The 12,362-nt window shown below is 42.7% G+C and carries 9 protein-coding genes; 7 read left to right on the plus strand and 2 right to left on the minus strand.

Annotated features, from left to right (window positions below; translation table 11 throughout):
- Window positions 1-48 precede the first annotated feature (48 nt).
- Both lon and AC07E5_RS12065 read right to left on the minus strand, forming a co-directional pair.
- Window positions 49-2,475, minus strand: coding sequence for an endopeptidase La (lon, locus tag AC07E5_RS12060; protein WP_131260796.1), 2,427 nt, complete (start codon window positions 2,473-2,475; stop codon window positions 49-51).
- Window positions 2,476-2,622: 147 nt separating this feature from the next.
- On the minus strand, window positions 2,623-3,219 hold the full coding sequence (locus AC07E5_RS12065; RefSeq protein WP_179994055.1) for a 5-formyltetrahydrofolate cyclo-ligase: 597 nt from the start codon (window positions 3,217-3,219) through the stop codon (window positions 2,623-2,625).
- 351 nt (window positions 3,220-3,570) lie between these two features.
- Here AC07E5_RS12065 and AC07E5_RS12070 point away from each other — a divergent pair, with 351 nt between their 5' ends.
- The 7 genes from AC07E5_RS12070 to AC07E5_RS12100 all read left to right on the plus strand — a co-directional run bounded on the left by AC07E5_RS12070 (window position 3,571) and on the right by AC07E5_RS12100 (window position 12,265).
- Window positions 3,571-4,827 (plus strand): YncE family protein, encoded by a 1,257-nt coding sequence (locus tag AC07E5_RS12070; protein ID WP_498625551.1) that lies wholly within the window; start codon window positions 3,571-3,573, stop codon window positions 4,825-4,827.
- A 97-nt stretch (window positions 4,828-4,924) separates the two neighbouring features.
- Window positions 4,925-5,422: a hypothetical protein gene (locus AC07E5_RS12075; RefSeq protein WP_004970693.1), complete on the plus strand. Its 498-nt coding sequence runs from the start codon at window positions 4,925-4,927 to the stop codon at window positions 5,420-5,422.
- 520 nt (window positions 5,423-5,942) lie between these two features.
- Window positions 5,943-7,613, plus strand: a complete 1,671-nt coding sequence (gene lldP / locus AC07E5_RS12080; RefSeq protein WP_171249313.1) for an L-lactate permease — start codon at window positions 5,943-5,945, stop codon at window positions 7,611-7,613.
- 24 nt (window positions 7,614-7,637) lie between these two features.
- Window positions 7,638-8,387 carry a transcriptional regulator LldR gene (gene lldR, locus AC07E5_RS12085; RefSeq protein ID WP_348931780.1) on the plus strand — a complete coding sequence of 250 codons (750 nt, stop codon included), beginning with the start codon at window positions 7,638-7,640 and terminating at the stop codon, window positions 8,385-8,387.
- The gene (lldD, locus tag AC07E5_RS12090) at window positions 8,384-9,538 is read left to right on the plus strand and encodes an FMN-dependent L-lactate dehydrogenase LldD (protein ID WP_016659249.1); all 1,155 of its coding nucleotides are present in this window, start codon (window positions 8,384-8,386) and stop codon (window positions 9,536-9,538) included. The genes lldR and lldD overlap by 4 nt, the downstream gene beginning before the upstream one ends.
- A gap of 90 nt (window positions 9,539-9,628) precedes the next feature.
- Window positions 9,629-11,344, plus strand: coding sequence for a D-lactate dehydrogenase (dld, locus tag AC07E5_RS12095; RefSeq protein ID WP_498625552.1), 1,716 nt, complete (start codon window positions 9,629-9,631; stop codon window positions 11,342-11,344).
- Window positions 11,345-11,392: 48 nt separating this feature from the next.
- A complete protein-coding gene (locus AC07E5_RS12100; RefSeq protein ID WP_498625553.1) occupies window positions 11,393-12,265 on the plus strand; it encodes a LysR family transcriptional regulator in 873 nt (290 codons plus the stop codon).
- Window positions 12,266-12,362: the final 97 nt, after the last annotated feature.

Genomic DNA, 12,362 nt, shown 5'->3' on the forward strand with positions numbered 1-12,362 from the left:
CCGAAGTGCTCTTTTGAGATGTTCTATGCTTAAAGCAGAGTAACTTGCTTAATGACGTGCGGCTTTGCCTGCTGCTACTGGCTTCACAATCGGTGCCTTGGTTAAAGGCTTAGGCATACTGGTCAGTGCCAAAGGCAAGATTTCATCAATGCTTTTCACAGCCTTGATTTCCAAACCTTCTTTGACATTGTCTGGAATTTCAGACAAGTCACGCACGTTTTCCTGTGGGATAAATACCAGTTTGATACCACCACGATGTGCCGCAAGAAGTTTCTCTTTCAAGCCACCAATGCGCATTGCACGACCACGTAAGCTGGTTTCGCCTGTCATGGCAATATCAGGACGAATTGGAATATCTGTAAATGCAGATACCAATGCCGTAGTCAATGCCAAACCTGCAGATGGACCATCTTTAGGTGTTGCACCTTCTGGCAAGTGTACGTGTACATCGGTTTCGGCAAATACATTGGCTTCAATGCCTAAACTGTCGGCACGGGTACGCACAACGGTCATCGCGGCTTTGATTGACTCTTGCATCACATCACCCAATGAACCTGTGGTGATGAAATTACCTTTGCCTTTCATGGTTGCCACTTCAATGGTGAGTAATTCACCACCCACTGAAGTCCAAGCCAAGCCATTTACACGACCCACTTCGGCTTCTTCTTCTGCCATACCATAGTCAAATTTGTGTGGACCAAGGTAGTCAGGCAAGTTTTGTGAAGTCACATCTACCTGTAGGTTTTTGGCTTTTTTGCTGACTGCTTCTTTCACCACCTTACGGGCAATTTTTGACACTTCACGTTCCAGACTACGCACACCTGCTTCACGTGTATAGCGCTGCACAATGTCACGAATCGCTTCTTCATGAACCGTCAATTCTTTAGCACGCAAGCCATTATTTTTGATGGCTTTAGGGACAAGATAGCGTTCTGCAATATTCACTTTTTCATCTTCGGTATAACCCGGTAGACGAATTACTTCCATACGATCTAACAGAGCTTCTGGAATATTCATGCTGTTGGCAGTACAAATGAACATCACTTCAGACAAGTCTAAGTCTAGATCTAAATAGTGATCATTAAACTTGTTGTTTTGTGATGGATCAAGTACTTCTAACAAAGCAGATGCAGGGTCGCCACGGTAATCCTGTGCCATTTTGTCAATTTCATCGAGCAAGAACAGTGGGTTCTTCACACCAACTTTAGTCAATGACTGCACAATTTTACCCGGCATCGCACCAATATAGGTACGGCGGTGACCGCGAATTTCCGCTTCATCACGTACGCCGCCTAGCGCCATGCGCACGAACTCACGTCCAGTGGCTTTTGCAACCGATTCACCCAGTGAGGTTTTACCTACACCCGGAGGACCGACTAAGCACAGAATTGGACCTTTGAGTTTTTTCACGCGCGACTGCACAGCAAGGTATTCCACAATACGGTCTTTGACTTCATCTAAACCGTAATGGTCGGCATCTAAAATTTCTTGTGCTTTCGCCAAGTTAATGCTGACTTTGCTGGCTTTGTTCCATGGCGTATCTAAAATTACTTCCAGATAGTTACGTACCACAGCCGCTTCGCTAGATGCAGGTTGCATGGCTTTTAGCTTACGGAACTCAGCTTCTGCTTTTTTGCGGACATGTTCTGGCAAGTCTGCTTCGGCCAGACGTTTTTCAATTTCAGCGACATCATCTTCCGCACCGCCGTTCATATCGGACAGTTCGCGTTGAATGACTTTCATCTTCTCATTCAAGAAGTATTCACGCTGATTTTTTTCCATCTGGCGTTTAACAGAGTCATGCAAGGTTTGCTCAATCTGCTGTTCTTCAGACTGTTGCAATAAATAAGTCATTAACTCGGTCAAGTGAGCTTCAAACTCATCGTGCTCAAGGAATTTTTGTTTGACATCAATATTCAATGGCACACGGGTTGCAACAAAGAACAACAACTGCAATAAATCTTCAATTTTATTGGCAGCAGCAATCAGTTCACGTGCATTGCGTAATTTTGCTTCTGCATATTGCGCAAATAAGGCACGTAATTCTTGCAAACGTGTTGCTTGGGTATTTTCATCCATCGCAACAGTCATTGGGCTCAAGCTGTGTTCTGCAGTCAAATACGCGTCTTCATCAATAATTTTTTCGAGTTTGGCGCGGTATAAGCCTTCAATCAGCACTTTGATACAGTTTTCATCATTTTCGTGATTCACAACTTGCACAATCTTCGCGACAGTACCGTATTGATATAAATTGTCGTGATCAATTTCTTCTGTAAGCGAATCTTTTTGCGCAACTACAAATACTAGATTGTCACTGTTACGAGCCACATCAACTGCATTGATCGATTTTTCACGACCTACAAATAGCGCGATTTGCATGTGTGGATAAACCACCACATCACGTAGCGCTAAAAGCGGTAATACACTTGGAACCTGAGGCTCTAAGGTTTCTTGATTCATAATAATTTCAGACATGGGCACTCCTAATGAGTGACAACGGTGTTGCCATGTTTTTAATAGTGATGGGTATTTTTTAAAATACAAGGGCAGGTCAACACAAATTGTTTAAAAAGTAGCTAAATATGTGATTTTAAATTGATCTATTCAGTCAAAATGATCAATTTAGCGTTTCAAGGTGCGTTTAAACTGTAAAAAATGTTGTGGAGTTAGTAAGGCATCTACAGGTTGATCCCAATTTTCACGTGGCAAGCGTGTATGAATTAGCTGAAAATCATGTGCAATCCCTAAGCGATAAGGATGCTGCGGGGCAGAGGCTAAAGTGCGGTCATAATAACCACCGCCCATTCCAATGCGGGTGCCATGCGTATCGCAAGCCAATAAGGGCATCAAGACTAAATCTAAATGGGAGATGTGTTTTCCGCGACTTGTTCTTGGTTCTTGCATCCCCAAACGATGATGGGCAAAGCGACGCTGACGATATTGTTGTGGGGTGATTTGTACCCACACCAAGTGTTGATTCATATTGCAAATCATGGGCAAATACACTTGTTTGCTATGCGCGAAGCAATATTCAATGATGTGGTGTGTATGAATTTCACCAAAAGCATGTAAATACATACCCACTTTTTTTGCGTACTGAAATTTTGGCAGTCGTATTAGCCGCTGCAAAACAGCTTGCTGTGCGTGTTGCTGTTGGGTGCGCGTGACCGCTCTGCGCTGTTGTCGAAGCTGTTTACGCAAGGTTTTAAGTTCCAACAACTGCATCTCGGCACATCCTTATATTCTTGAGTTTAAATGCTTGAATGGGTATGGGATTACTGTCATTTCATCGACAAAAACAAGCTTTTATCATACTTGGCATTTTAACAGGATGTGATGCTGTATTTCTGTTTATCTGAAACTTGACCTGCTATCGGATAGTCTAGCTCGAACCCTAGACGCAAAATTACAAAAACTCTTATGCTATTGCCCAATCAATGCCACGCCAACAATCTTCAAGATCGCTTCAAGATGGATTAGGCAGGCTTCAGTTAAAAACAACAAATATGTAAAAACACAAGCCAAAACAAAAACAACACTTTCATTTTGCTGTTCAGGGAGAACAAGAACATGAATTATTCCAACAAGGTGTTTAAGTTTAAACATCTACTTCAAGGCGTGCTGGCTTTAGGAAGTTGTGTCAGCGCACAAAGTTATGCAGATTCGACCTATTTACCGCAGCCACCGAATACCCAACAAGTCTTTTTTGTCGGCAATAACTGGGATGGCACAGTGACGGTGATTCACCCTTCACAAGACTTTGGCAAAGTGGGTGTGGTCAATATGATTCCTGACCGCAAAGAGCGTTTATTAGAAATTCATTTAAATCCAGTGAAATTGATTGCCTACACTTACATTCAACAAACTGCAGGTGAGGGCAATGACCAGTTGGTGGATGATATGTATTCCACGCCAGATGGACAGTCGATTGTGGCTTCACGTCCAAGTTTTGCCGATGTGGTATCCATCAACATTAAAACGGGCAAAATTAATTGGCGTACGCCAGTCGAAGGTTTCCGCGCAGACCACATGGCGGTTTCACCAGATGGACAACGTGTTGCTGTGTCGGCATCGTCAGGTAATGTGGTGCATGTTTTAGATATTCATACAGGTAAAGAATTGGGGCGTTTTGCAACAGGGGATAAGCCGCACGAAAATATTTACTTTGCAGGTGGAACGAAAATCTTAAACTCTGCGATTGGTAACGTAGAAACTTCGATGGATGCACAGTGGCAAGATTTTACCAAAGGTAAGCGCTTTATTACCATTGCCGATGCCAACGATTATAAAGTTCTGAAAAAAATTGATTTCCGACCTGCGTTAGATGCCTTTGGACGTAAAGATTTATCCAACTCAGTGCGTCCTATGGTGCTAAGTAAAGATGAAAGCAAACTTTATGCGCAGGTTTCATTTTTTAATGGTTTGGTGGAATACGACTTAAAAACCGATAAAGTCACGCGTATTGGACAATTACCGGGCAGCAGTACAATTCCAAAAGACCGCAGCAAATGGGTAAATGATTCACGTCATCATGGTTTATCCATCAGCGCAGATGGCGAAAAACTCTGTGTGGCAGGCACGATGGATGATTACGCGACCATTGTAGACCGTCAGAGTTTAAAAGCAGGCAAACTGATTCCTGCAGGTAAACCATATTGGGCAACCCGTAGCCCAGATGGAAAAAGCTGTGTGATTTCAGAAAGTGAAACCGATGTGGTAACGGTGATTGACTTTGCTACGGGAGAAAAAGTCCGCAGTGTGCCAGTGGGGAATCACCCACAGCGAGTGCGTTTGGGTTATGCACCAAGCGATTGGTCGACGCCGTAATTTTTAAGCCGATCATAACAGGCAAAGCATGCTAAGGCACTCAAGACGATATTTGAATTGAGCGCATTTTAGGATGGTTTGCTTATGGAGCATGCACATGAATGGGACTCGATGGCTCGGTATTGGCTTTTTTGTTTTGGCGGTCGCGGTGTTGTTTACCGTGGTGTATGTGTTTCAACCACCGAATAAGACTGTTTCGGAAACAGTGTGGGTGAAACCGAACACGGCTTCCACAGAGATAGAAACAACGCAAAGTCTATATTCAGATGAATCTGAAAATGTACTGGAAACAAACGCTATGCTAGAGCGTGCTGCGGTATCTGCAGTTGAAATGCAGCAATTAATCCAGCAACGTGATCAGTTGTATTTAGGCTTTAAGCAAATTAGTACAGGTTTAAGCCAAGGGCAAAAGCCTGATTTAAACCGTGTACAAAGTATGTTGCTACAGCAGGAACAATTGGTACAAGCAGGCGTATTAAGAGCAGAAGATGCAATGAACTATAGCCAGTTTTTAAAGCAAATTTTACCTGAAATTGCAGGGCAAATTGATTTGCATATTTCGCGTTTAAAGCGCTTGAACGTGGTGACAGGTTAAGCCACAGTAAGGTGTGAGTTGCTGTTATAAATACACGATGACGCCATTGTTGCAGTCAATAATGGCGTTATTTTTTTGTCTAAAAAATTCTTTTAATCCACATGTTTTTAAGCCGAATAGCGGCCACTTGAGCTGAATTTATCCATGATTCCTTTGATCAAGCGTTCAATTCATCTTAGAAGAAAGCACACGTATTTTACTGTATTAGACGAAAGTTGTATAAGGCTGTGCCGAATAAATTTGGTTTTTCCTTCCTTTTAAAAACTGCAGAAAAAACAAAGTTTAAATATTTCTTTGGCATATTTTTTATGCTGTATATAAAGACATACCTTCAGTAAAATTGGTATGACCATTCAAGATAAACAATCAGACCAACCTTGACTTTTTCTTGTCTAAAACTATCATTTGTACCTTATATTGAGGAAATTCTGATTTTAACCTCAATATTGGTCAGACCAAAATTAGAATTTTACCTCTATGTTTAGACCTATGTTTACGTTTGAGTGAGCATTTCAAGGAGATGACAATGCTTCAACATTGGCAACAGATCTACGATCCAATGGCAAATATTTGGATTTCGAGTCTTATTGCATTAATCCCGATTATCTTTTTCTTTCTGGCATTGGCTGTATTTCGCTTAAAAGGAAGTGTTGCGGGAACAATTACGGTGATTTTGGCGTTATTGGTGTCGTTATTTGCCTATGGCATGCCTGCACCAATGGCTTTTGCTTCATTGATCTATGGCTTTTTTTACGGTTTATGGCCAATCGCATGGATTATTATTGGCGCATTATTCTTATATAAAATCTCTGTAAAAACAGGGCAATTTAACATTATTCGCTCATCTATTCTTTCGATTACAGAAGATCAGCGTCTCCAGATGCTATTAGTCGGCTTCGCGTTTGGGACATTTTTAGAAGGTGCAGCGGGTTTTGGGGCGCCAGTGGCAATTACTGCAGCTTTATTGGTTGGTTTGGGCTTTAAGCCTCTATACGCTGCTGGTTTATGTTTGATTGTGAACACTGCACCGGTTGCGTTTGGCGCGATGGGGATTCCAATTATTGTGGCGGGTCAGGTTTCGGGTGTAGAAACCATGGAAATTAGCCAGATGGTTGGACGTCAGTTGCCATTTATGGTGCCTATTGTGCTGTTCTGGATCATGGCAATTATGGATGGCTGGCGTGGTGTGAAAGAAACTTGGCCTGCGGTATTGGTGGGTGGTGGTGCTTTTGCAATTGCACAATACCTGACCTCTAACTTTGTTGGACCAGAGTTACCAGATATTACTGCTGCAATTGCATCGTTGGTGAGCTTAACAGTACTGTTTAAATTCTGGCAGCCAAAACACATTTTCCGTTTTAGCGATGCAGACACAAAAGTGGATGCCAACTTAGTTGCAGAACAACAGCAAAAATACAGCATCGGGCAGATTGTGAAAGCATGGTCACCTTTTGCAGTGTTAACGGTGATGGTCACTATTTGGAGCATCAAGCCGTTTAAAGATTTATTTGCCAAAGATGGCGCAATGCACGACTGGGTAATTTCCATCAAAGTGCCATTTTTACACCAACTGGTGCAAAAGATGCCGCCTGTGGTCGCTGATGTTAAAGACTATGATGCGATCTTTAAGTTCGATTGGCTGAGTGCAACAGGGACTGCGATTATGATTGCGGCCATCATCACCATCATTTATTTAAAAATGAAACCGCGTGAAGCTGTTAAAACTTTTGCTGAAACCATCAATGAGTTAAAAACACCAATTTATTCTATTGGGATGGTGTTGGCGTTTGCATTTATTGCCAATTATTCAGGGATGTCTGCGACTTTGGCGCTGGCTTTGTCACACACAGGTAATGCTTTCACTTTCTTCTCGCCATTTTTAGGCTGGATTGGGGTGTTCTTGACAGGTTCAGATACTTCAGCCAATGCCTTGTTTGCTGCCTTGCAGGCCACAACCGCACAGCAAATTGGTGTACCAGAAGTCTTGTTGGTTGCTGCCAATACCAGTGGTGGGGTAACAGGCAAAATGATTTCACCGCAATCTATTGCAATTGCCTGTGCGGCAGTTGGTTTAGTCGGTAAAGAATCGGATTTATTCCGCTTTACCGTGAAACACAGTATCACGTTCACCGTAATGATCGGTATTATTATCACTCTACAAGCTTATGTGTTCCCATGGATGATTCCATAACCACATGCACAAGAGGATAGCCGCATGAAAGTTTCCGACAAAGTTGTACAAGACCTGCGCACACTGGTTGAAAAAAATCAGATGCAAGTCGGAGACCGATTGCCTGCCGAAAGAAAGTTATGTGAACAACTCGGGGTTTCCCGTTCCTCTTTGCGTGAAGCTATTCAGCAATTGACCAGTCAGGGCATGCTGGTCAGCAAAGTTGGAGCGGGTACTTTTTTGCAACAACTGCCTACCAATTGGTCGCAATATCAAATTGTGCAGCCTTTAAGTAACCTGATTGATGAAGACCCTGCTTATCGTTTTGATGTGCAGGAAGCGAGGATGGTGCTTGAAGGCGGAACTGCATGGTATGCCGCACAGCGAGCAACCGCAGAAGATTTGCAAAACATCCGTGCCTGTTATGAGCAAATTGCTCATTTTCAGATTTTGGGTGATGACGATCAGGCGGCAATTGCCGATGCCAAGTTTCATTTGGCAATTGCCGAGGCATCGCACAATTTGGTGCTCATTCAAATGATGCGTGGCTTATTTGATTTGTTGCAATACAACGTAGTTTTGGGCAGACGCAAAGTCTATACCGAAGCCCACCGTTTCGATCAGTTGCACGATCAACACTTTCAAGTGATGGATGCAATTGAACGCCAGGATCCAGAAGCTGCCCGTTCGGCAGTGTGTGGACATATTGAATTTGTAGTTCAACAAGTACGCATGATAGACGAGGAAGATGCGCGTCGTCAGCGTGCGAGTCGATTAAACAGGATAGCGCCATGATTATTTCTTCTGCGAATGATTACCGCGAAGCAGCGAAACGCCGTTTACCGCCATTTTTATTTCACTATATTGATGGAGGTGCGTACGCGGAACAAACGCTGAAAAGAAATGTGGAAGACCTTTCACAGATTGCCTTGCGCCAACGTGTTTTGAATGACATGTCGGCTTTGAGTTTAGAAACCACCTTATTTAATGAAACCTTGTCAATGCCTGTGGCTTTGGCACCTGTGGGTTTAACGGGCATGTATGCGCGCCGTGGTGAAGTGCAGGCTGCAGTTGCAGCTGACAAAAAAGGCATTCCGTTTACTTTATCTACCGTGTCGGTATGCCCAATTGAAGAAGTGGTGCCTGCCATTTCACGGCCAATGTGGTTTCAATTATATGTATTGCGTGACCGTGGTTTTATGCGTAATGCTTTGGAACGTGCTAAAGCAGCAGGCTGTTCAACTTTGGTCTTTACAGTAGATATGCCTGTGCCTGGCGCACGTTATCGGGATGCACATTCGGGCATGAGTGGTCCAAATGCTGCTATGCGCCGCTATATGCAGGCAGTGATGCATCCAAACTGGGCATGGGATGTTGGCTTACTAGGTCGTCCGCATGACTTGGGCAATATCTCTAAATACTTAGGCAAACCAACAGGACTTGAAGATTATATTGGCTGGTTAGGCAATAACTTTGACCCATCTATTTCATGGAAAGACTTGGAGTGGATTCGTGAATTCTGGGATGGCCCAATGGTCATTAAAGGCATTTTAGACCCAGAAGATGCTAAGGATGCTGTTCGTTTTGGGGCTGATGGAATTGTGGTGTCCAATCACGGTGGTCGTCAGTTAGATGGTGTGCTCTCGACTGCACGTGCTTTACCGCCAATAGCCGATGCAGTAAAAGGAGATCTAAAAATTCTAGTGGATTCAGGTATTCGTAATGGCCTAGATGTGGTGCGCATGTTGGCGATGGGTGCGGATACTTGTATGCTCGGACGTGCCTTTATTTATGCACTAGGTGCAGCAGGTGGGGCGGGTGTGAGTAATTTACTCGAATTGATTGATAAAGAAATGCGAGTCGCAATGACCTTAACGGGTGCTAAAAACATTCAAGCGATTAACTCAGATTGCTTGGTACAACTTGAGCGTGAACTGAAAGGCTAAATTGCCAACAGGAGCGATCAATCCATCAACCGATGCATTTGGCTGAATCGCTTAATTGTATTTTTCACCTTGTTTCAGGACTTGTACACTATGCCACAGACAATTTCTTCTGCAACACAATTTGATGCTGCAGCAACCCTCAAAAACTTGGTCGATATTGTGGGAAAAGCGCATGTATTGACCCATGAATCAGATACTCGTTTATATCGTCAAGGGCGACGTTTTGGCGAAGGACAGGTTTTTGCGGTGGTCACGCCAGGTTCTTTATTGCAGCAGTGGCAAGTGTTACAAGTGGCTGTGGCAGCAGATTGCATTATTATTATGCAAGCCGCCAATACTGGACTCACGGGTGGTTCTACCCCTTTTGGTGATGACTATGATCGTCCTGTAATTTTGATCAACACCCAACGTTTAAAAGGTATTCAGCTCATCAACGATGCCAAGCAAGTGATTTGCTTGCCTGGTGCAACATTGGATGCTTTGGAACAGCAATTGGCGCCGCATCAGCGTGAGCCACACTCAGTCATTGGTTCATCTTGTATTGGCGCTTCAGTGTTGGGCGGGGTATGTAATAATTCAGGTGGTGCATTGGTCAGACGTGGTCCTGCCTATACTGAGTTGGCCTTATATGCACAAGTCGATGCACTGGGCGAGTTGCAACTCATCAATCATTTGGGGGTGAATTTAGGGAACTCGCCAGAAGAAATTTTAACCAAACTTGAGCAACAACAATATCGCCCTGAAGATATTGAATATTCGGAACATTGTTGTGCTTCAGATCAGCGTTACGTGCATGATGTTGCCCAAGTCGATGCCGATACGCCTGCACGGTTTAATGCCGACCCGAGCCGTTTGTTTGAAGCTTCGGGTTCTGCAGGTAAAGTCTGTGTGTTTGCAGTGCGTTTGGATACATTTGAGAAAATTCCGAGTCAGGTGTTTTATATCGGCAGCAATCAGCAAGAGGATTTAACCGCAATCCGCCGTTTTTTATTACGTGATTTGCCGCGTGTACCGATTGCTGGCGAGTATATTCATCGAGATGCCTATGACATTGGTGCAGAATATGGCAAAGACAGCTTCTTGTTTATCGAGAAGTTTGGCACCAGTAAAGTACCTGCAGCTTTTGCCATGAAAGACAAAGTTGATGGTTTTCTAACCCGTTGGGGCATGCGTGGATTGTCGGATAAAGTTTTGCAAATGTTCACGAAACTACTGCCAAATCATTTACCAGAACGCATGAACCAATTTCGTGATTTGTATGAACATCATTTAATTTTGCGCATTGAGCAGCAAGATGTTGCGGCAGTACAGCAGTTTTTAATGGATTATTTTATCACGCGCAATTCCGGCAGTTTTTTTCTATGTAATGAAGATGAAGGCCGCAAGGCTTTTCTGCATCGTTTTGCTGTGGCAGGTGCTGCAATTCGTTATCGTGATACACATCGAAATGAAGTTGAAGACATTGTCGCTTTAGATATTGCTTTAAGACGTAATGATCAGCAATGGGTTGAAACCTTGCCCGCAGAGTTGGAGCAGGCGATTATACATAAGTTGTATTATGGTCATTTTTTATGTCATGTCTTTCATCAGGACTATATTATTAAAAAAGGCGTAGACCCGTTGGCGATGGAACATCAAATGTGGTCATTGCTTGATGCACGTGGGGCAGAGTATCCTGCAGAGCATAATGTTGGGCATTTATATGTGGCGAAGCCTGCCTTAAAGCAGCATTATCAAAAATTGGATCCGACCAATTGTTTTAATGTGGGCATTGGGCATAGCTCTAAATTAAAAGCTTGGCGTTAAATAAGGATGAAAACTGAGCAGTGAAACTGATTCTAAGGAAAGATGGATATGTTTAAGTTAGATAGCAAACTGCTACAGATTTTTTACTATGTATATAAATTAAAAAATGTGTCTGCAGCAGCAGATGCATTGGGCATGAGTCAGCCTGCGGTTAGTAACTGTTTAAATAAAATTCGTCAGCATTTTAATGACCCATTATTTTTAAGGGTTGGCAATGAAATGTTGCCTACAGAGTTGGCGAAACAGATTTTTTCACCGATTAGTGAAATTATTAATAAAATTGAAACGGTCAATAATTTTAAAGTCGATTTTGATCCGACACATTCCGATCAATTATTTACCTTGGCAATGACCGATGTTTCGCATTTGGTTTTATTGCCAAAACTGACCAAGTTTTTAAAAAAATATGCACCTTCAGTGCGGATTAAAATTCGTCCTATTACCCGTGAAACCAGTTATCAAATGGCAAATGGTGAAATTGATTTTGCGATTGGTTTTTTACCTGAGTTAGAGCAGGGTTTTTATCAGCAGCAATTATTTTTACAATATTATGTGGTGATTAGTCGTAAAGATCATCCACGTATTTGTGAAAAAAGTTTAGATGTTGAAGCTTATATTCGTGAATCGCATGTCGATGTAGATACCAGTATAGGTCACTACCATATTGAAAATGAATTAAGCAATCGTGGTTTAAGACGTAATATTCTAATGAGTATCCCAAGTTATTTAGGGGTCGGTTTAATTGTGCAAGAAACCGATATGATTGCGACAGTGCCTTATTATTTAAGTGAGGTGTTATTGGCACGCGGGAATTTACAAGTAGTGAGTGCGCCTTTGAATTTTCCAACCTATCCTGTACGACAATATTGGCATACGTCTTGTCATCACCAAACGGCTTTGTTGCACAAACCTAGCCTATAAGGTTTATTCAGTCCTATAATTTCAAAATGAATAAACCTACTCCTAAAACTTATCGTACAACCAACTGGTCTTCCTATAATCGCGCTCTCATTAATCG

The sequence above is a fragment of the Acinetobacter seohaensis genome (assembly GCF_056431365.1).